The organism is Bacteroides sp. D22 (genome assembly GCF_000163675.1).
Classification (GTDB): Bacteria; Bacteroidota; Bacteroidia; order Bacteroidales; family Bacteroidaceae; genus Bacteroides; species Bacteroides xylanisolvens.
Map to the genome: position 1 here is coordinate 37,485 of NZ_GG774802.1, position 23,118 is coordinate 60,602.

General features: G+C 40.7%; 16 protein-coding genes. 3 read left to right on the top strand and 13 right to left on the bottom strand.

All coding sequences use genetic code 11. The annotated features are described in order from the left end of the window. Window positions 1–145: 145 nt before the first annotated feature. The 13 genes from HMPREF0106_RS15955 to HMPREF0106_RS15895 form a co-directional block, all read right to left on the bottom strand. Entirely contained in the window at window positions 146–2,497 is a 2,352-nt protein-coding gene (locus tag HMPREF0106_RS15955) for a DUF5703 domain-containing protein (RefSeq protein WP_009039591.1), read from the bottom strand. Window positions 2,498–2,530: 33 nt separating this feature from the next. After that, window positions 2,531–3,964 carry a sialate O-acetylesterase gene (locus tag HMPREF0106_RS15950; protein ID WP_008640309.1) on the bottom strand — a complete coding sequence of 478 codons (1,434 nt, stop codon included), beginning with the start codon at window positions 3,962–3,964 and terminating at the stop codon, window positions 2,531–2,533. Between the two features lie 116 nt (window positions 3,965–4,080). Then, window positions 4,081–7,380: a glycosyl hydrolase gene (locus HMPREF0106_RS15945; protein ID WP_009039592.1), complete on the bottom strand. Its 3,300-nt coding sequence runs from the start codon at window positions 7,378–7,380 to the stop codon at window positions 4,081–4,083. A gap of 236 nt (window positions 7,381–7,616) precedes the next feature. Beyond that, entirely contained in the window at window positions 7,617–8,828 is a 1,212-nt protein-coding gene (locus tag HMPREF0106_RS15940; RefSeq protein WP_009039593.1) for an AAA family ATPase, read from the bottom strand. Window positions 8,829–9,024: 196 nt separating this feature from the next. Next, window positions 9,025–9,921, bottom strand: a complete 897-nt coding sequence (locus HMPREF0106_RS15935) for an AraC family transcriptional regulator (RefSeq protein WP_009039594.1) — start codon at window positions 9,919–9,921, stop codon at window positions 9,025–9,027. A 52-nt stretch (window positions 9,922–9,973) separates the two neighbouring features. Then, entirely contained in the window at window positions 9,974–10,357 is a 384-nt protein-coding gene (locus HMPREF0106_RS15930; protein WP_004310750.1) for a DUF4469 domain-containing protein, read from the bottom strand. Between the two features lie 59 nt (window positions 10,358–10,416). Continuing rightward, on the bottom strand, window positions 10,417–11,202 hold the full coding sequence (locus HMPREF0106_RS15925) for a DUF1566 domain-containing protein (protein WP_004310751.1): 786 nt from the start codon (window positions 11,200–11,202) through the stop codon (window positions 10,417–10,419). Between the two features lie 36 nt (window positions 11,203–11,238). Then, complete coding sequence (locus tag HMPREF0106_RS15920; RefSeq protein WP_032851232.1) at window positions 11,239–13,536, bottom strand: DUF4906 domain-containing protein; 2,298 nt, start codon at window positions 13,534–13,536, stop codon at window positions 11,239–11,241. A gap of 38 nt (window positions 13,537–13,574) precedes the next feature. Further along, entirely contained in the window at window positions 13,575–16,055 is a 2,481-nt protein-coding gene (locus tag HMPREF0106_RS15915) for a fimbrial protein (RefSeq protein WP_008775709.1), read from the bottom strand. A gap of 21 nt (window positions 16,056–16,076) precedes the next feature. Further along, window positions 16,077–17,048 carry a FimB/Mfa2 family fimbrial subunit gene (locus HMPREF0106_RS15910; protein WP_008640321.1) on the bottom strand — a complete coding sequence of 324 codons (972 nt, stop codon included), beginning with the start codon at window positions 17,046–17,048 and terminating at the stop codon, window positions 16,077–16,079. Window positions 17,049–17,051: 3 nt separating this feature from the next. Next, window positions 17,052–18,644, bottom strand: a complete 1,593-nt coding sequence (locus HMPREF0106_RS15905) for an Mfa1 family fimbria major subunit (protein WP_008640323.1) — start codon at window positions 18,642–18,644, stop codon at window positions 17,052–17,054. Window positions 18,645–18,699: 55 nt separating this feature from the next. Beyond that, the gene (locus HMPREF0106_RS15900; RefSeq protein WP_009039597.1) at window positions 18,700–20,241 is read right to left on the bottom strand and encodes a DUF3868 domain-containing protein; all 1,542 of its coding nucleotides are present in this window, start codon (window positions 20,239–20,241) and stop codon (window positions 18,700–18,702) included. A 7-nt stretch (window positions 20,242–20,248) separates the two neighbouring features. Then, entirely contained in the window at window positions 20,249–20,836 is a 588-nt protein-coding gene (locus HMPREF0106_RS15895) for a DUF3575 domain-containing protein (RefSeq protein WP_009039598.1), read from the bottom strand. A 620-nt stretch (window positions 20,837–21,456) separates the two neighbouring features. On the opposite strand from HMPREF0106_RS15895, the gene HMPREF0106_RS15890 reads away from it, so the two are divergent. The 3 genes from HMPREF0106_RS15890 to HMPREF0106_RS15880 form a co-directional block, all read left to right on the top strand. Beyond that, window positions 21,457–21,975 carry a hypothetical protein gene (locus tag HMPREF0106_RS15890; protein WP_008775715.1) on the top strand — a complete coding sequence of 173 codons (519 nt, stop codon included), beginning with the start codon at window positions 21,457–21,459 and terminating at the stop codon, window positions 21,973–21,975. 145 nt (window positions 21,976–22,120) lie between these two features. Then, entirely contained in the window at window positions 22,121–22,402 is a 282-nt protein-coding gene (locus tag HMPREF0106_RS15885; RefSeq protein ID WP_008775716.1) for a DUF3791 domain-containing protein, read from the top strand. Then, on the top strand, window positions 22,396–23,118 hold a 723-nt coding region (locus HMPREF0106_RS15880), incomplete at its 3' end, for a DUF3990 domain-containing protein (protein ID WP_083787899.1). The genes HMPREF0106_RS15885 and HMPREF0106_RS15880, both read left to right, overlap by 7 nt.

The window sequence follows — 23,118 nt, forward strand, 5'->3', positions numbered from 1 at the left end:
AAAAAGCACACCAGCCACAAGCCCTGAAAGGGCGGAACTGTATACAATTATGCCCTTTCAGGGCGCAAATTCAGATTGTCGTTTTTACGTAGGGCGTTGCCCTACGCTATATAATTAAGCCTTTTCAGGGCACTCCGCAAAATTATCATTTTTCCTTTTCAATCATTATAACAATATCCTTTTTTCTACTTTCCGGTAAAACTTTCAAGTCCGTCACTTTTCCGTTTTTGAGAGTGGCTTCTACTGTTGTTTCGCCCGGAGCATGAAGTTTGAAATGTACGTTCCATTCTTTCGGCCATGCCGGGAAAAGGAGTATTTGTTCTCCATTGGTTTGCAATAGCATTTCCTGAAGTCCTATCATGCCGCTACCTCCCCAGTTGTGATCGGGTGTCCAATCATATCCCGGTCCCCAAAATGCGGGGAAACGATGCGGTCCATTCGATAATTTGGCTAAAGATAGTTTCTTTGCTTCTTCGGTCAGGCCTAAACAGGCAGCCCATATATTATCTTGTTTCCATCCGGTATGCGAACGGAACTTGATGGCATCCGGGTCATAAAAGTAGGTATTACGGGCTATATCCAGATCCTCCTTTCCTACTCCATAAATACGCCATGGAAACACTGGATAAAGTTGTGGCGTTTCAACATTATTAATTCGTTCCCAACTTACGGCGGGCGAAATTGTTTGCTTCAAGACCGGAGCAATAGTCGGATTCAACGTATCTTTTATTTCTATGTATCGCAATGGAATCGGAGGTATTGCTTTTAGCATCTCCTCTTTCTCTCCGTATGTTTCTAATACCACTTTCAGGGCGGCGATGGTGCTGCTTGCGTTATTGGTCATTTTATATGTTTCACAAGCAGAACCCGGGAAAAGAATCAGATGTCCGTTGCCATCCAACGCTTTCCGTCCCCGGCGGGAAGCTAGTTGCCGGTAATGTTCGTCGAAGAATGTCAGCGAACTTTCGATCAGAGGTAAATAAGGGGTAATATCAGCATTTGCATAGTTCTTTGTTTCCAATATCATTTGGCAGAATTCAAGAACCGTATCCCATTCATATTCCAGCCAGGCATTATATTCCAATCCTTTGTCGAACCAGTCCGGTCGTTTGAAACCATATTCTGCGGGGTTCGGCAAACCGAAATTTTCGATCTGCTCGCTAAAGCAGGCTCCATCATGTTGCCAATATATACGGCTTCGCAGTTCTGCATTTTTCAACATGCGGTTATAAAAATCAAACTGGGAAGGCATCATATCAAAGTCTCCGCTTTTCAGCATCGGCCAGTATACTAAACGTTGATTCTGTGCAGTCATCGTACCACCTCCCCATTTCCGGTAGTCGGGAGTAAAAGATTGTTTTTCATCGACATGGCAAGGATCAAAGGTAAATAGTCCGCCATTAAATTTAGTCGGTACGCTGCCATAAGCATTGCATCCCAGCATATAGCGGAAAAGGGTGTAGTTTCTGGTTATTTCTTTTGCTTCCCCTTCTGCTTCGATAAAACTGCGTTGCCAAAAGGAATTCCACCACGAACGGGTCTGTTTTTTATCCTGTATGATAGTTTTCAATGAAACTTTACCTTTGGGGGCTATTCTTTGTAAAGCAGTTTGTAGTCCCTGCTCCCATTCTTCTATTGTTTCTGTCTGGTCTGTATGTAACACAATACAGATATGTTCTTTCCGGGCTGCTTTGGAAGAACGGAATTTCCAAGCACGATAGTCTGTTCCGGCATATACATCATCCGCAGTGCCTGCAAATTCTAAGTTTTCACCCAAAAGAGTTCCTCCAAAAGTCAAGTTTTTCAAAGGATTCATCATTTGAGATTTTACTTCGTTCATTCCTTGTTGAGCTACAACTACATCAAAAACGGTCTGTTCGGGATTGCGATGATAAAACAGAAGTTGGTTCCTCTTTATTGAAGTCCTATTTATTTCAGCCTTTCCTGTTGAATCAGTAATTTTGTCTAAAGAAATAAAGTCGGCCTCCGTCACAGTACCTTTCGGGGGAGCCCATTTGTAGGAACACTGTTGCCCCTCTCCTTTTCTGACAGGTCGTTCCTGATAGCGCCAATTTTCATAAAAGACTTCAGTCTGCAACGGTTGTTCATTTGTTACCTCTACATGTATAATCGGATGAAAAACATCTACCCAAAATTGTATCTGTGTGTTTCCTGCCGCGATTTCTACATATCCGTCTTTCAGCTTCAACTCCTGACGAAAATCTTTAGCGTCTTTGAAAGGATTGGGCGACAGGCGGAGACGTACACGCCCTTGTTTTAACTGGCAGTTTTTTTCGTCGAATGTGCCGCTACGGCTCACATAGAACATAACATCACCGTCTTCTACCCATATATTCATCCCGATATCTCCACCGCCACAGGGCATAGATTCAGAAGAATTATGACTGGGAGTATTCCAAATGACATTGGCATGCTGACTCCAAAGAGCCGACACGCCAACAAACAGTATGGTTATAATCAGATAAAATCTCTTCATATATTTTTCATATTTTACCTTGTTTATTTGCGATTACCAATCATCTGAACGAAAAGACCCTAAAGGCAATCCGTCGCAATATACATCTCCTTCCACATAGTTTTCAAAACAATATCGAACAGCTACCGGGTGCGGCACTTTATCGCTTTTCACTAGCATCTTACTACGTTCTATCCATGCTTTGGCCGGGTAAAAAACTTTATCTTCGCCGGCTACCTGAAAGTTTTTCGATTCGAAACAGTTCTTGCCGCTAATCCACATATTGGCACGTTCGAAGCTGACAACTACGGTGTCGTTCTTTATTTCAATGCTTTTATAATAAGGACTTTCGCCATTCACGCCTTCCACTCCATACGTTTTAGTTAAAGCCAAAAGTGCCAGGCGTTCGCCTGCAACCTGTTTCTTTGCGGGATGGATACCTTTTTCCATTCCTGCATCCAATAATACAGCCATACCGCTGTTAGCTACACGATGTTCTACTTTTGCCTGTGCCTCCCGGAGATATGCCGAATTTATCACTTCCTTTCCTTTTTCGGTAATAATCCCGTAATCATACGGAGCTATCTGGCAATAATAGAAAGGAAAATCCCCCTGTTTCCATTCGGCACGCCAACCGTTAATCAATCGGGTAAACATATCAGCATACGTATGGGCACGATTCCAGTTATCTTCGCCCTGATACCAAATCACTCCTTTCATGGTCATACCGATTAACGGATGTAACATACCGTTATAAAGCACGGTCGGAGTACGGTTTTTAGATTTTATGTCGGCTTCCGTTTGAGGAATCTTCGCTTCCGGAAAGGCTTTCAGCCAGTCTGCCGTCATCCATGCTTCACAGGCGGAACCACCCCAGGCTGCTACAACTAATCCGACCGGAACATCTAATATTTCATTTACCAGTCTCCCGAAATAATAGGCTGTTGCACTGAAATCACGGACACTAACCGGATTGGCTTCTTTCCAGGAACCGATAACGTCATTCTGCGGAGTGAATGTAGAAGTACGTTTCACCGTAAACAGACGGATTTGTGGATTCTTGCTGTGAAGAATGTCCATATTGGCATTTTCTACCGGTTGGTTTTTGAATCCTTTCATCGGCATTTCCATATTACTTTGTCCGGAACAAAGCCAAAGTTCGCCTATCAGAATATTATTCAGTGTCTTTTGGGTTCCATCATCAAAGGTCACAGTATAAGGACCTCCCGCTTCGGGAGTAGCTACTGTCAGTTTCCATGCCCCATTTTTATCTGCTGTTGCTGCATATTGTTTTCCATTCCAACTAGTGGTCACTGTTACTTTTTTATAAGGAGTCGCCGTCCCCCAAAGGTTTGCATTGGTCTGTTGCTGCATCACCATGCCATCAGAAAAAATAGCCGGTAGCTTTACTTCTGCGTGTGTTGACAGGCAGGCAGCAAGCAGAAAACCTGCCAACATTGCACCTGTTTTAATAATTGAACTTTTCATACTTTAGCTATATTATAATGAATTGGGCACGGATTACATGGATTGCGCTGTTACTTTATGTAATACGATTCTCATAAACCGTGTAATCCGCGTAATCCGTGCCTTAAAAATCTATTTTATTCTGTGGTAGAAAAACTCAAAGGTCCGAGTAATCCTGCCGGAAGCAGCGTTTTCTCTGCCCTGCGATATTTTGCATTAGTCCAAATGCCATCAAACGGCGCTTTTCCTTCATCAGCTCCTGCCAGTGCATTCGCCCATGTATTTGTAACCTCTATTTCAAGCTCATTAATTCCTTTTTTCAAGGCACCTGTAATATCTGCACGATAAGGAGCTGTCCAGATTGTGCCACAATCTACACCATTCACACGAACAGTTGCCAAATTATAAACTGTTCCCAGATTCAGATAAATCTGTTGGTCTTTATTCGGTTTATTTTTCCAGCGAAAAGTGGTTTTATAGGTCGCTGTCCCCGAATAATAACGTATCTGTTCATCCGATTCTTGGCTCCAGTCGAAGAGTTTTTTTCGTGTGAGCGTTTTTTGGTTAGCTGCAAAAGTTATAGCATATTCCTTTGCTTCCAAAGCTATGTTTAAAGGGGCTTTGGCTATATCTTTTTTCTCCTTTTGCAGTTGGAGAGAGGATTCTCCATAGCCTTCATGTACTCCCTCCACAGGATATACGATGAATACGGACTCGTTAGGAGCCAATGTGAGAGTAACTTCCGTCCGGTTTCCATTGATACGATAGGAAGGATGAATATTCATCTCACCCGTCACCGGGTTCCAACATTCCGGTTTCTTACCGTTAATACGCATACTTGCAGTAAACGTGCGTGTTTCGTTCTTTTGATTGGCTACGAAATAGAGTTCACCAAGTTCGCCACGACGATGTGTCCAGGCGATATCTTCCGGCACGATCATGTCACGTTCCAAGCCATACACGGAAAAATCTTCTTCTGTATAAGGTAAAGAAGGCACCAAAATGCCAGCTTCTTTTAGTTCATTGATTTTCTTCTGCACTTCCGATGACAATACAGGTTCGGGATTCATAGGACGCGAAAGAGGTAGTACCAACACTTTATAACTTGCTCCACCCGGCAACGTTATTCGTCCGTTTTCTGCTTTCGCCAAACGAAGGATTGCATCTTTATTAAAACTATCGTATGCATATCCACGAAGCGGATTCACCCATTTCTCCGGATCAGCCATGTTAGCTGAATGAGTAACACCTACCGGGCGTACACGTAAAGGCTGTCCCTCATTGGCCAGACGGATGCGTTCACTTTCCACTCGTTCCGCACCGAAGATTCCCGGCAGAGAGGGAACCAATCGTTCCGGTAATATCGAACGTCTCGGCACTTCTTCACCTGTAAAGACTGCGATGTCTGTTACCGGATGTCCATATTGCAACAACGACTGGCAACGGGTAGCATATTCGGAAAAGGCTTTTGCCCCTTTATCCCACCAGGTCTGATCCCTTTGGAAGAATAGTCCGATGCCATCCAATGTCATGCCGGGCTTGCGGTCCAGCCAGGGATTATGTACATATACATGGTAGAAAAGGCGATTGATTCCTAATGCGTAATTACGATCCAACAAGGCTTTCAACATTCCGGGGTATTCATCCCACGTGCCACGCACTTCGGTGAATCCTTCAGCCTGAATAATATTCTTTCCGTAGATATGCGCTCCGCTAATAGCGTCGAGCATATCATTCGGTTTGTCATGTGTGGGACTGTTCAACCAAAATTCGCCCATTGGAAGATCTACTTTTTGATAATGTAGTAGACCATCGCTTACCATCGTCGGAGCTACACATTCTGCCGAGAACTGGCAATCATATTCTTTCGCACAGTCCGCCAATACCTGATAGAACACATCTACGATGAGTTCTGATATGGTAGTACGTACGTCTCGCAGAATCTTTTCACTTTGTTCGACACTTTCCATCGGAATACCTGCCAATAGAGGTAGATAAGGCATCAAATCGTAGCCACGACGTTTCTGAAATTCAATAGCGAAACGTTTATTCCAGTTTTGGCTGCCACATTCCCAACTGTCGACATGCATATATTTCAGTACGCGACGAGCTATTTCGGGATTGGTCTTTACAAATGCCTGCGCAAACCAGTTATCGAATTGCTTCCGTACCGTTTTCGGGTTAAACTTATCACATTCCAATCCTTTTCCACCTCCCGCTGTCGCATTGGTATGCCCGGTAGCTGTATGTCCCATGCGAAGTAATTTCCATTTTCCTTTGGGGAGAGTGGCGGTCAATGTTTTTCCATTCGAATGACCGGTATATCGCTTTGTTAGATTGATGACTTGTGAAAGTGAATAGCAATCCTGTTTCCCGACTTCCTCTTCTTTAGTCGCTTGAGCAACACGCCATACCAGTCCGACTTTTCCTTCCCATTGGTTCAGACGGGCTTCCCGGTGCAGGCGTAATTCTTTTATTTTCAGATTGGGCTTCCATTTGGCAGCATCCATATCTTCACTTCCCGGTTCGCTCCCTTCAGAAGCCCAGTAGAAACGGAAGAAACGGGCAGTAGTCGGAGGAATACTATGAGTTGAGTTCTCATCCGTATTCTGCCATCCCTGACGGGCAGGGACCAACTGCTTAACCAAACGATAATTCACTCCATCATCACTGGCCATTACTTTCAAGCGGTGTGCCTGATAATTATTACCATTTAAAACGATTTCGATGTTCCGGCAAGTGAAGGGTTGTTCGTATTCATACTGGATATAGCAGGGATATGAAGAACGGATCACTCCCGCCGCATCCATATTCACTGTTTGAGGTGCTTTTATATTTCCTGTCGTGGCTAGATTGACATAGGTAATTTTTGCCTGCATCTCGTCCGCTGCGTCTTTTACCGGCAAAGCGAATAATGCAATATCTTCATAATAGTTTTCATAGGCTTCCGGTTGTGGCAAGCAAATAGCCATCAACTTTCCTCCGTTTACAATCGTATCGCTCCAAACCACTTTCTGCATAGATTCTTCAGGAGTAATCCAAGAGCCTCCCGCCAATGCGAAACCATCACAGATGTGCATTCCCAATTTCAGTCCCAAACGATCTGCTTCTTCCATGCTGAAACGCACCATCTCCCACCATTCGGGAGTTAGCTGCTGCGCCTTGCCATCGTATTGGGCGCCTTCATGAATACCTTTAATCGGCATCAGATAAGTACCTCCTAATCCGGCACGTTTCATTGCCTCCAAATCGGCTGTAATCCCTTCTTTAGACACGGCACCATACATCCAATACCAAAAAGTCCAGGGTTTTGCTTCATCGGAAGGACTTAAGAATTGATCGCGAAGCGAGCGTGTTTGCTGTGCATCGGCAGGGCATACGGCTGTCCATGCTAATAGAGAAAGTGCAAATATTCGTTGTTTCAGTCGGCTTTTCATTCCAGTCTATATTTTTACTTATAGATAAGACGAAAAACATTCTGTTTTGTACTCACTGTATTTTCCTGACTCAAATTAAATTAAGCTATTTAATTTGTCAGATAGAATTGAAACGATAGTTTATCTATCTCTTCTGTAATAGTTCTTCAAACACTTCAAATACCCTTGAATATGAAGTGTGCGGATTGTTTATATCAATGGAGATATTTCTTTTATTCTTTTTTCGCGTGCCATACTTATCGTTTTTTAGAAATAAAAATACCGCCCAGCGTTGGTTTGGCGCCAAATTTCCCTGCATTATATGCATTGAGAAACGAAACGCCATTGCGGATATTGAAGTCATCAAGTGAAAACAGGTCTGTTGAACCATCATCCTTTTTTTCTGTAAACCAGACTACATCTTTACGTAAATCCTCGGTGTCTAATGATTGGAGATTATGCGTACTGAAAATCAGCTGCGAATAAGTCGAATTAACCAAAAATAAGTTGATGAAATGGGCAAATAAATCCGGATGCAGCGAATTCTCAAGTTCATCAACAGGTATGATAGCATTTCTTTCAAGCAATATATTCAGAATAGTTCCCAAACCATAATAGCGCACTGTTCCTGCTGATTCAAGTATATCAGGCAGGTAATGAACAGAAGATGTTCCATTGGCTACAATCGTATGTTCAAATATCAAATCCGTATCTTTTTTATTTTTCTCATTTTGTTGAACATCAAAACCGGATATATTAAAATCTGCACGGTGCAGTAAATCTAATAAAAAGGATTTATTCTCCTTCTCTGCTTCCATTTCTCCTGTTGTCCATGTTTTCAAATCCGTTTTGGGCAAGAGTATAGGTAACCACTGCTTCAAGAAATAGTTATAGACACGTTCTAATTCAGGAAACATAAAGTTAGCTGTAGCATAAGCTGAAACAACACTCATATTACTAAGCGTATTTACCTGCAACTTTTCCTGCTCGGCCACATTGAGTTTGACTTTGCTTCCTAATCGGATATGAGTGATTCCATTAATGGTCTCTCGGGAGAAAATTTCGGCTGGTTGCTTACCGGGATAATATTTAAGTGTTTCTTTTAGGACAGCACTATTATCTACTTCAAGATAATAGAGATGCTTCATATTGTTTACAAAAAAAGTCAATTCAAATACTCCACATTCTTTCTTTGTCGTATCATCCAAGAGAAACGGAGTAAACCCGATAGGCTGCATCTTGTTTATCTTAGGAGAAATGGCTATTTTTCGTATGAAGTCAAGTGCTAGCAACACGTTAGTCTTTCCTGAAGCATTAGCTCCATAGAGGATACCGAGTTTTAATACTTTCGTATCGTTGATAGTGGTACAGTAATATTCTTCTGAAACCTTATCTGCAGAGGCTTCAAAACTTAATATCTGCCAATCCTTAGCTGATCTGAAATTTCTAAATTTAAACTCTAAAATCATACTCCAATATATTAAAAATGCGACTATTTTGCAAATATAGCATTTTAAGCTATTTATTCCACATTTTAATCTATTCTTTTTTTAGCTATAAAAAAAGGTGCACCTCCTTTCCTACTCTCGGAAGAAGGTGCACCACACAAACAAAACAAACAATAGACGACCTTCACAGGCGGTATTTCATATATAACTCAACTAATTATAACTCAAATTCATTTTTAACGTAAATTCTCTCCCTGTATTCAGACGGAGTCATACCGGTATGTTCACGAAAGAATCTTGTCATAACAGAGTTCGACTGGAAGTTCGTGCGTGAGGCCACTTCTTTTATTTCAAGGTCAGAATCCCGTAAAAGAGCCTTTATTTCAAGAAGGGAGTAATCTATAATCCAGTCTTTTGCCGAACGACCGCTCATATCTGTAATTACCATTGTAAGATGCTTGGCGGACACACACATCTTTTTCGCATAAAACGCAACATCCCGACTTACGGTATGAAATTCGATCACCAAACAAAAAAAGTCGAATAAAAGTTTTTCCTTACGGGTGTATTTTACTAATTCGGCAGCTTTCGGATTTCTTTTATAAGCCACATATATATCCCAGTAGAAAACACGTAATAACTGCATGATAGACTCCCGTCTGAATAAGTTGCGGGGTAAGTTGATACGAAAAATCAAAATATTGCAAAAGTGAATGAAACGTTGGCACTCTTCATCGTATAGCGGAGTGCTGAAATTTTTCCGCATATAGAAAAAGAAATCAAGCGTAGGTATACATATCCCGCTTATTGTATCCATAAACAGGCTTTTGGGTACTTTTAGAAACGTCATTGAAAAGTCACTGCTAATCTCCGTGACAGAAGCCAGCTGAAAAGGGAAAATGACTACCAGATCATTGGAAACAATCCGTCGTTTATTACCAAAAACATTGAATAACGCACTTCCTCCCGTGCATATCCCATTTATCCCTTCTTCAAGATACATAGGATTTTCATCAAGAGGTAAATCGTCTATTTTAGTATAGACGTTAAACTCTTCTGTTTCCAATATATTATCGAATACTTTATCCTGCTTATATGGTTGGTTCTTTTCCATGGACTGCTATTTATCAATTATGTTGTTTGCCGTTATTTTTATCATACGGATGTCAGTCGTGCCATTTCGATTGAGCAAACTGTACCACCAAAGATATGGGAAAGATGTATAAAAAACTTTCTTTATCTTTCATCAAAATCATCAGTGCCAGGAAATATTCACCTTCATTAATATCAGGAACTGTCATATAAATCTTATCGTCCGAATATTTATGGATATCGCCACATTCTATCAACATTCTGTCATTGACGGAAGAGACAAGATATAGATTGGTACTTTCCCATGTCAACATATCCAGATTGTGACCGGTGATAACAATGGGAGCTTCCGGTGTAATGTTCCCATTACGCCTTTCATTTGAAGGATCATATATTTCTTTGATGACAGGAAACGGCGCTCCTTCAATCATTAATATTTCGGCTTTTATCGTTTTCATTTGATTGATCAGTTATTTTGTATCTTTTGTAAATGAATGAGCAAACTTATATTTCTATTCTATGGAATATCCCGGATGCAACGGAGATAATACTCCTTCTTTTCTTTATCGGAGTAACCTGTATTTAGCCCGTATCCTGTCATTTTATCATCAGCATATAATCGCATTGACCATGCATCTTTAGAATCTCCTCCTTTCTCCGTTGCAGACCAGTAATAAGTAAGATCTTTGGGGGAAAGAGCGAATGGTTGAAAACCGGTTGTTTCTTGAGTCTCCTCCATTTTTTTATAAAAAAGCAAAATCAATGCACATTCCCCACGCGTAGGTACCCGCCAAGTTCCAGTTTCATCCAGACCATCTTTCCCGCGATATGCGGCACATCCCCTGGTAACTGCAAAACTGGGAGTCGAATAAACGTTGCTGTTGGCACTAGTAAGATATCCGTTTGCCGTAGCCCAATCCATCGTTTGTGCTTTTGCTATTCCTTCGCTATTTACAATATCAGGTGAAACGAGAAAGTAACCGGACACCTTCCAGTCACATCCTCCTTCTTTTTGCCTCTCTGTATGCCGTGTCGTTCGGTATACAAAGACATCATTACCGTTTTCATCTTTTTCCTCTTGGGGATTATCATTCGAATCGTATTTATATAACTGAATATAGCTGCGGAAGTTGGTATTTTTGCTCCGGTCCTCCACCTTGTATTTCACCATTCCTTTATCATTGATTGCCGCATATTTATTCCCTCTTAAATCTGTATATATTTCTGTCGATTGAGAATATACTTTTAGTGGAATAAAAAACACAATACAAAATTTTATGACTGTTAATCTAAATATATTCATACTTCTTTTTCAATTTATATTGTTAAATTCTTATGGTCAATATGGAGTATCAGAAGGGGGAGGCACATCCCTGACACATCTATCTGAACCGGAGGTTCTTTCTGGAGTCGTAAGCTTACCACCGGAAGCAGTTAAGAAATAACAATAATTATAGGATGGTGTTATAAACTCTGTTGTCGAGGTTCCACCCCCAAGCCCCGGTAGAGCAGCCGCGCAAAGCCCTAACAACTGGTTTGACGCGGGAAGATACCATTTGAACTCTTCCTCATCAATTATCCCATTCCCGTTCTCATCTCTGTTTCTGTCATAACACGCTCTTGCGCTAAAAGTACTGGCAGGGTATTGATATTGATACAATAACACATGTCCGGACGCATCTTTCTGTGGAATCGGGACATAAGCGTCAACCCAATTTTGATTGTAAGTATTTTCCGCCAAATGCCGGGTCGCCGTTTTACCATTATCCATATTGTCTGTTCCATAGAGTAATTCTGCCGTTTTGATTCTCGCATAGCCAGTTCTTATAGTTCCCGGATTCACATCTGCCAATAACCGGGATGTAGTTCGTGAAGACATTCTAGTGTATACTAACCCCATATTGTAACTTCCATCCCCGTTTCTCTCTCCTCCTAAACGTCCAAGGTAAATTGCCGCCCGCTGGTCTAAACGAAATATATGTGAAGTTTGCAATGCCTCTCCCGCATCTCCATTTGTCGTGGTAGTTACTTTAATATATAAGGATCGTTTTCCTTTCGTAGCATCTGCACCGGGATCAGGAAAGTTCCCCTCTCCGTCATTAATATATTCATCATTATATAGATAAAACTTCAATTGAGTAGGGAGTATGGTGCTAGCCTTGATATATGTATCCAAAGGTTCTTTAGCATTATTATACGCATCTGTGTAATTGGAAGAAGAAGACAGGCGAAGCCAACTCTGTGTGGGATGTTGGGTACAGCTTTTATCTGTATATACACCCACTTCCACCATCCGTCCTTGAGTCTGGACAACTATCGGTCGGACCTCATAAGCTGCATCCAGATCGTATTTCTCACTAGAAGCGTTGTATGTAGCATCGAATTTACCTCCAATGACTTCCGCGTTATAACTGGCGTGAAACTCCACATACTGGCTGACAGAGTATGCCCTGATTCGCTCGTCGTTTTTCGCCGAGTTTATGTCCGCATTAATGGTGGTACGCAAATTATAAAAATGATTGGGTTCCACATCGAAGTTATTTGTATTATTATTTCCGATATACATTTGGTAAATTGCATACTCGCCAGTTGCCGATGTCAAGGTAGAATATGCCCATGCCTCTATCTGCATACCCAATATGGGGGCACTACCCGATGATACCCCATTGACCACTTTGTAATAGCGCTGGTTTTCACTTGCTATGCTTTCTACCGTCCCCTGACAATTCTGCGCAACATACCACGTTGCCGAATAGAAACCATTGGGATCGGGGGTATCAAATTTATCTATCTCAAACGTGACATAAGTATCCGTACCGGTATTCTTCTCGGGATTGGTGAGCCGCACTTTGCTGTTGACATTCAGTAATTTAAGACCCTGCAATTTGTAATTTTCCACTTCGAGTTTATAACGGAACGTAATGCGTGCCATCAACTTCTTTATTGCAATACCTCCCACAAAGCCGGCCGGTTTGTTATATTCTACCAAACCATGGTCACCTCCGTCGATGTCCATAACAGTGATACCCGACACTTCTCCGGCAAGCGGCACTTCATCATCTGCGGTGATAAGTGATTGGGTATGCCCTTCTACATTTATTAGATAATCAAAGCTCCATTTTTTGAGTTCATCAAGAGTTCTCACTCCACTCATGTCATAGTCAAGTTTGGGGCCTAAGACTAACAGGTATAAGGTTTGATTCTCTGCTACTACAAGGGGGACATCTATTGTCAACATATCATTTATAGCAGTCGCCGTATCACTCAACTTATGGGGATTACCATTCATGGAACCATCCTCATTAAACTGGAAAAGCCAGAGATTGTGTAATTTTGTCGTGCCATCGGAAACTCTGGTAGTTGCCGCACGTTGTTCTCGCTCCAATACGACTGTGAAGGATGAATCAGAGCTGTTTTCATTTCTCAAGAATGGCTTAACAGTAGTATATTCACTTGTCGATGTTGGTTCTTCGATAGGCGGAAGACTGACATTCAAACTAACCATAACCACTTTTCCTGTAGCATTTCCCGGACCGAACTCATTCAGGCCGTCTTTTGTACACCCTGTAAATGCCAGTGAAAACAAAACAATGCAAACTGCCCGAAAATACGTCTTATCATTGTTTTTTATTCTCATATTATATCTGCTTATCATCATATTTTTCATCCTTTTTCTTATTTGGTACCTTTCTGATCAATAGACAGACTGCTAATGGCAATACCTACTCCGGTCTCTCTCTCTAAAACGATATAAACCGTAATGCCGATAAGACTCGGATTTTTGTTTGCCGGGATTGTTATTGAGACAGGATAGCTATATGTATTCGATGCAGTCTCTACTTTATCACTGACACTTATTTGTTCGCCACTGTAAACAACTTGTACATACAAATTTCCCGCAGGTATGGGGACATCTGTAGGAGTAAGCTTGATATTTAGATTATAAGTGCCTCCCTCTTGAGGTAAAACGTCCAAAGTGCTTAATTCGGAACTGGCACGTAACTGATACCCGGCTTGTGAAATTGTGAGTAGTGTACTCTTTGTCTGTCCGTCCAATCCGATACCTTCCACCCTTACCCTAAACGAACGGGATGAAGTACTTTCTTTGCGTTTGACATATATAGGGATATTTTGGGTATTGCTGCCGTGTGTCGTATGTACGGCATCATTTCCGGATTCAAACGAGAAATCATCGGTAGTTGCCGTTCCCACATCCGTTCCTGAAGTGACAAGTGTAGCCGTCCAGTAAGGAATATTCGAATCAATACCAAAATAAGCTGTTTTACCGCTTTCCGTTCCCTGATAATCAGGGCTGATGATAATGCCTACTCGCATATAGCTTTCCGGTATTTCGTTGCGGACGCAACGAACCATATATCCGTTTCGTCTGTCCTTATCGGCTCGAAGGTTTGCAGTCACCGTCGGAGTACCTGAAAAATCAAAGAAAGAGGCGTTGTTGCTCCAGTAACATCCGGTAGTACCGTCTCCACGTGACGCACCGGATTCATCCCTGTATCGGTTGTGAGGGAATAACAGCCAATGGTACGAAAGGTATCCGTACGAACTTACTTCATTATTTGATGCCGCTATAATATGATTATATTCTTCAGGTGTAGCCATATGCCACTGCCCATTGTCTACGATTCCCATATCCCTGATTTGGGTTTCGGAAAGACCGGCGAGTTTGCATGGATCTCCCAAGCCCTGTTTGACTTGTTCAGGGGTGTTGCCTGCGGAGATTTCACCGCCAGCCAGGTAAGGGACATTACTCCATCCTGTAATAGTTAAGGGATCGTATGAACTGGGATACCAAAGTACATCGTTCAATGCTTCGGCAGTGGTAGGTGGAACGAAATTTGTGCCATCTTCAGTATCAGGGTCACTGTGCACGGCTATCAGGCTGCCGTATTTGAACAAGACATCCTTATATCCCGTCTCTGAATGATATGCTTTCAGTATACCCGAATAAACACTAAAATCATTCCATATATTCACATTTCTGGATGTATCGGCAACCGCGTCATAATCTGCCGCCTTGTCACTCACAATGACCAGCCCGTCGATAGGTTTCCAGTTGATGGTAATATCATGTTCCTCCATTGCCACTATTTCCGCATATAATCCCATTGCACCCATACCGGTAATGGTGGCGTATATCTGATAATGGTTGTTTCGTGTCAGATTATGGTTCTTAGGGGGATTCTGACCGATATTCAGCAGATAGATACAGTTCAATACTTGCGCACTTCCGTTTTTAAGCACGCATTGCGCGTCGATTTTAAGATAGGTTGCGTGTGATGCATTTTGAGGGTCGGACAATATATGTTCGGGAATATAGGTAGCGGGAGTTGTTATAAAATCTATCCCGTCTTGTATGGTGTAGTTATCTCCATTTATTGTATATGTACCATTATTATTGAGTTCGCCTGTTCCCGGGATAGTAAGGTCATCCGACCAAATATCTTCCGTATATGCCTGCCCTTCTCCTATAGGAGTGGCGACCGGCATACGACATACTTTAACAGTGAGCTTGGTTACTTTGAAATCTTCATCCGGATTAGTTATATTTTTAATAGCTGTAAAGCTGATGCGGGATACCATGCGGGTTACGCTAACAGGCAATTCCGTCATTTTAATATTATTAATTGTTACTGTGGCATTTTTTCCGTCGCTACGGGATTCCACATAGGCACGTATCACATTTCCATACATGGGCGGAGGAGCAATGATACCTACGGCAGAGAATGTCACTTTTTCTATTTTATTTTCCAGTGTAATAGCAGAGAGCTTTTCGGTAAGCTCCGATGTTTCATTGCAGATGATATAAATGTTGTTATATCCCCGTGCCGCTCTTATAGAAGCGGTGTATGTGCCATCGACATTTATGGAAGCATCAGAAACGTCGTTGTATACCAGCTCGTTCTTGTCATTAAACACAATTGCACGTACGGAATTTATGACTTCATCTTTGTCGGTGGTATCATTGCGCGTCCCCATTTTAATACTCATCGGTATCTTTTCTCCTTCGTAAATACGTGCGCCTGTTACTTCGTTCTCTTTTGTACAAGAGTAAGTAAACAGGGCAAACATTGTTAAAAGAAGGACATTTGCCGAAAATTTTATGTTGATAGTTATATTCATCCTTAATCGTGCCATAATTCCACTTCAAAAAACGATTTACATATCTGTTGGTTGGAACCAGTAGGTCCAATTATTGATGGTTATACTCAATGCAATGTAGCCATTCTCTTCCTTATCTCCGATTCGAATGTTGATATCCCATTCGTATCTGCGGTCGAGGTATTCTTGATCGCCCATCATTTCCGGTTTGCTCATCAACAGGTAGTCAATAAGGTTTATAGTTGTTTTTCCTCCGATGTCTATCGTTTTTCCTGACGCTTTTTCGGTGATAGAAAAAGTCATGTCAGCATCCTTAATAAATCTAAGAGTATGAAGGCGGGTTTGTAGGGCGGTCTTACTGTCTTTCTCTTCAACTGAACAAGGATGGTAAATTATATTCTTGCTGCTCTCACCTACATTATTTTTATAGTCATAAGAATTGTTTGCAGTTATTAGTTGTATGTCATATTTTGAAGCATCCACCGGATTATTTCCTCGTATAATGCCTATCGTTATATCATTAGTATTGCGCACCAAGCTGACGTTTTCCGTATTACTGATATTTTCCGAAGAAAACATTAATAGAGGACCGCTATGCCATAATGCATCAAGATGGTTGTTACTTATGTTGTTTTCCGGCTCATATTTCAGCGTTAATTTATTTATTGGATCACCTGTATCCATTGTCGGAAGCTGATAGAATTTATCCGTTTTTCCAGCCCATACAACAGCTGTACAGCCTTTCAAACGATATGGTATCAGCATACAATAGTCCGGACTTTTTAGCGAATGGCCATTATCAGTAAGTGTCTGTATATATTTTCCTTGCGTATCGAACACGAAAACCTTTACTTCTTCCACCTGTTCGGCGAACCAGTCTTTATTTGCCATGTTATAGTCATATCGGAATTTTAGAAAGAGGTCACATTGATCAAGGTCGTCATGAAGGACATCGCAACCGGTAATCCCTGCCACTATAAAAGCGGCAAGGATTATTTTGTATTTCTTTATGTGTCTTTTAATTCCCATTTATCAATGCAAATCAACACCTTGTGTCCAGTAAGTCCATGGATTGATAGTGATTTTTACAGAAAGGTAAGCATCTGATTCGTCATCATCAGTTCCCGGAGGTGTAGGATTAGTGGGATCAGGGTCAGACGGATCGGGAATCCACGGTGTTCCGGGACCGCTCACGCTCTGAAGGTCAAGGTGATACCAGTTATTGCGCACTACTCCGTATCGGCCTAAAGCCATCTTTTCGGTTACATTCTGATCGTGACGGATCAGGACATCGTAATAGCAAACAGATTCATGATAGTAACGCACGGCACAAAAACGTCCGATGATACCAGTTTTCGCAGTAAGTCCGTTCGCTTGAAGGTTTGTAATAAAATTGTCTATAGTGCTTTGATCGGCATCTCCAGCCACGAGCTTTGCTTTCTTTAAGAATATAGGTAAGTCTGTTTTTAGTCCGCCACTAGGAGTGTTTTTATATTCAGTTTTAAGCTGTTCTAATGTATAATAGTTTCCTTTCCAAGAAAAATAGCTACTATTTTCAGTCAAACTATTAGGAGTGTACTGTGCCTTTACTACCACCTTGGTAGTGAATCCTAATTGTTGTGCCTTAGCTTCCATTGTATTTTCAAGACAATACAGACTTGTTCCCTTACTCTGTGCAACAGCAGGCATCTCCTCACTTTCGCTATCTATATTTTTTAGATAATTGAAAGCTGCATCCATATTAGTTTCCATAGTACTATTATCACTAATATCAGGTTGTTCGCTCTTTAAATAGTTCTTATCCCGACGATAAACCGCTCCAGGCGTGGCATTATCGTAAGTGATAAGTTCGCTATACAGTTTCACACTTTTATTGGTAACGCTTAATTCCCAACCGCCAAAAGTAAATTTGGCACCGTCAGGTTTTGTAGAAAAAGGATCCTTAACCGCAAGTTCTACTTTTGCACTCAATCGATCCACAGAGATTTCTGCAGGATGGTCTTTTGCTTCTTTTTTTGCCGCATCTATTTTGTCTTGGGTATATCCATCCGGCTTATGCACCGTTACTCCCATCAATGCTCCTTCTATGCCAGCTCCTTCGCCTGCACTCGCCATCATGAAATTATCATTGGTAGCGATGTTGGCAATAACTGCTTCAATAGCAGTGTTAATTGCAGACCAAGGTTTACCTTTTACAGCATCCGTAGTTAAATTCCACCCTTTGCTCCCGTCGGTGTAAGGATTGATAACCACAAATACTTTTTTTGTTTTCTCTGGTACTAATTTTGCATCGCTAGCTACAGCTTCCGGGGTCCCTGTTCCACCGGATTCTCCTCCGCTATTCCCAACGGTCAAACCATCAAAATCAGCCACATCAAGGCACACATCATCCTCGTCAAATAATAAAACTTTGACGGCCCCTGCTTTACTTTCCCCAGAACTTCCCGGTTTTTCTTCTACATTCACTGCTCTTGAAGTAGCTGTGTGACTTTGCAGCGAAAGCGACAGATACGCTTTGCCATCCAGTTCACCACCCGGAATATTCCCTTCCCGGGCATCTTCACTACTACAGCCGGCAAATATAAAAACTGCCAATGTAGATAATAGAAAACTTCTTGTTTTCATCATTGTTAAATGTTTAAATGTTGTAAATAAAAAGATAATTATAATATATAAAAAATCAATAATCTAGTTTACTCATCAATTCGATATTCTCTTCTTTTTTGGCTAATTCCTCCAGATTGAGATTTGCTTGTTTCAATCCGGATTCAGCAGCCTTATTTAGATGTAACTTTGCTTGTTCATAGTCACCTCTTAGCAGATGTAATACTCCCACGGCATTTTCGTATTCCGGTGTGGAAGTCTCTGCTCTCTTTAAGTATTTTTCTGCCAAAAGAGTGTCTTTACGTGAAAGTGCAGCCGAAGCGGCATTCAGATTGGCAATCTTATCATCAGGAAAGACGCTAACGGCTGTTTCAAATAATTCGATAAACTCCGGTGAACCATTTTTGTAAGTTAGAGCGACCAAATAAATTTCATTTAGGCTCAAATTTTGTGGCCGACTATGAATCAGCACTTTTGCCTGTTCTATATTAAAATTCTGAACATCGTACTCTATTTTACAGATCGCTTTACGCAGATGTGGGTAATACTCACGCAACATAAACCGATAAGGATTGCCCTGTTTATATAACATCAACGATTTCTTGCGACTGGTATTCGTTCGGTAGTTTATTTCAACTGGTATGTGATCTATAATATGAAGAATTCCATCCTTTTCTGCCATGTCAGACCCTGCAACCATTTTACGTAGTCCTTCCCAGTTTTCGCCACCATATTCCACCTTGTATAATTCTTTAGAGAAAGGGAAACGAGGGAGAAGGTAATTAACAAGTGCCTTTGCACGTCTTTCGGAAAGCTGTTTGTTAAAAAGGACAGCACCCTCCGGTGAAGCATAACCAATGACTGATATTCCACGAATGGTAATGGCTGTATCATTTTTCACTTCGGCAAGCATGGAGGATATCTTTTTTAGTTCAGTCGGATTATTCATATAGTCCGGTTTAATATCGGTTTTTGATACGACAAAGTCCAGAAATGCTTCACATGACATCTCACGACTTTTGACTGGTTCAACTTTTGGCTGTACGTAACTAATATGTGGAGTGATTTGATAAGGGACGGGAAGTTTCTCCAAAGTAACAGCACTAAAAAGAGGAATAGCTGATAGTAACCTGCCTGGCCTGCAACAGCCCATCACTTCTTTCTTTACATTCAGATATGCATCCTTCATCCATGGCTCGAATGGAATTATCAACGAGTACCGAATCTGTTCTTTTCCAGTCATTCCATACCCTTTTAATATGGAGTATGGAGCTTCTGACTGGTAAAAAGCACGTTCCTGCGTATTCATCAAAGCAAGTTTACGTTTCAGATTCTGATAGTTCTTACGACCTTTAATGGATATTTCCGGCAATTCCATCTGATGGTTTGCAGCAATCAATACTGGTATCAGTTCTATAGAATGATTGGAGCTGACTTGTATATTATCAAAGTTGTAAAGTATTTGAATATGTAATGAATCTCCCGCTTGCTGTAGTTCAAGAGCTGTTGGCTGTATAATTCCTGTATACCATTTCTTGGGATTTTCTTCTCCGTATGATAAAGAAGAAATGGTCAGGAATATGATTAACAGGTATAGGAATGATTTTAATTTTGCCATGGTTGTATTATTTTATAAGAAATATAAGTGAGATTGCAGCTTTAGTTGGTCCAAAATAGTTGCGGTTTTCTGTTCCGACCTTTTCACCACAAGTCTCACACCGGAACTTGTCATAATGTAGCCGCACATATCCTGCACCTATATTTGCTTCAAGGCTCCAACGATTACTAAGAAGGAAGTGATAACCATACGAGATGCCTCCTCCTGCTCCCCATCCTTCATATCGGTAATGGCTGGAATTATCCCCGAATAAAAGTGGCAAGTGATGACCCGCTATGTTATATTGTGTTCCTATTATATGTATTCCCCAAAAATGTCCGCTAAATCTTTCACATGTCCAATAACGATATTCCATTGTACCGAGCCAGTGCACCAGTTTTTTATTTGAAGATGCTTTATTGGGTGTAAACCAGTTAAGTCCAGCGCCAAGTTCTATTATAGTACGTGGAGAAAGTCCCCACTCTACTCCCAAGTTAGGAGTACCTGAATATGCACCGTAGAACAGGTTTGTTTTTACTGCTACCTTTTGGGCCGAACATTTTAAAATGCTTCCCCAACATATCAAAAGTAGAATTGCTATATATTGTATTTTCATCAGATGCGTATATTGAATATTTTGCTTTTGCTTGCGTTAATAAAATGATTATCGGATGCGAAATTACAAAATAAATATATATTAAAGTAAAACGTTCTGAAATTGCACATGGATTCCGAAGTTTCGTCCAAAATAGTTCTATAAATCACTAAAATGAGGGTTAGATAACTATAAAAAGGACTTATCGGATAAACATTGTTAAATTATTATTCAACTTATTCAATTATCTTTTGTGACATACTAAACGTTTATACACGCGCAAAACAAACGATGTGTAAGGGTGGTTATTTATATTTACATATTACTTGTGGTATTTCAACTATGCGTTTTGAAAGATCAGAATATTACACCTAGTTTTGTTCCCGGATTTTAAGGAGCCATCCGTTTCTTTAAAAGGAACAAGGCGTTCCTCGGTGAGAAACAGGTCGTTCCTTTAAAAGGAACGGCTCCTTGGTTTTAAACCAAAAAACAGTATCTATAATACACTGTATATCAATTTATTATAAAAAGAAGAATTCCGTCCCGATAACCATGGGAATATTCTCAATAAACCAAACGGAATTCACAGTCTAAGGGGCTGTATATACATACTTTTTTATTACAAACTTAAAAAAAATCCCATGGTTACAGTTACAATTAATATCAAGCCATATTTGGCTGGATATATGTATGTCCGATATCGACAAAGTTTAGAACCCGATCCAGAGAACCAGTCTCATTCCTCCTCTCCTTCTTCTTCCAAACGACTTATCCCTATCCATCTCTCCCACATTACTCCAGTTTATCACTTCCTTCATCAACTATCTGTCCCTCATCCGCAAAATACTTCATGGAAAGAAATTGGAAATATTTGCTTTGTACTGCCCAAACCGCGTAATGGGAAGAATCCGGAAGTCTATAACTATATCGGAAACGATAGTGCATTGATTATAGAAAAGGAAATAGAAACGGAGATGAAAGCGGAATTATACTCCTTTCTATTGGAAAATAAGTTCAATAAAGGAGTGATGTTTAAAAAGTCAATAGAACAATTCGTAGAGCACTACGAAATGGTAGGACTGGTACAGGAAGAAACGCTGATGAGGGCATTTCAAAGATGGAGGAAATTGGTGAAAGAAGAAAAAGCTATAAAACTATAATGAAAGTATATTGATTTTGATTTAATATTCCATAAGGAAACGTGATATACTATACTAATTAATTGGAAGAAAGAAGGAACTTTTCTATCTTTGCTAATATTAATCTTTTTCGCTAATGGATTAAGATAAGAAAGGAGAAAATAATATGACCCTCAAAGAAAAACAATTAGAGTTTATTATCTATTGTATAGAGAATACAGCTGAACGGTTAGGACGCTATAGTGCGGATGTATATAATAAACTAAAAGAATTAGGTGCTATAGACGGCTATATAAATGCTTTTTATGATACTTTGCATACCCAAGGCAAAGCCTACATAGTAGATTCTTTATTAGAATATATCTATCATCGTGATCCACAATGGTTACCGAAAGATTATCGTCCTTTTCAAGTTTCGACACAGCAAAAAGGAGATAAGTCATGTTAACTGTTTATCATGGTTCTACTTACCGTGTAGAACAACCATTAGCTGGAGTATGCCGACCAAATCTTGATTTCGGAGTGGGCTTTTATCTTACTGATTTAAAGGATCAGGCTATTCGTTGGGCTCTTCGCACAGCTGATATTCGCCATGAAAAAAGTGTATGGCTCAATATTTATTCATTGGATATAGATGCCTGCCGTAACTCTTCTTTTCATTATTTGCACTTTACCACTTACGATGCACATTGGCTGGATTTTGTTGTAGCATGTCGACAAGGGAATGTTATATGGCAGGATTATGACATAATAGAAGGCGGTATAGCAGATGACCGTGTGATACGTACTATTGACCTTTATATGCGTGGTGATTACACTCGTGAAGAAGCGTTGTCACGTTTGATTCATCAAGAGCCTAACAATCAAATTTGTATTACGAACCAAAAAGTAATTGATGAACACTTACATTTTGTGGATGCTATACTTTTGCCTTTCCCATCTCTCTCAAAAGAAATCCCCAATGCTGATATTGTAATGCAAGGCAAATATTACAGCATTGTAGAACTTCTTGCTACCCGTCTGCATATTTCCAGTCTACAGGCACTTGATATATTTTATAATAGCGAAAGCTACCAGCGCATTGTCCACCGACTTGGAGATCTATATCTCATGAGCGATGCATATATTGTAGATGAATTAATGAGAGAGCTACAAAAAANANAG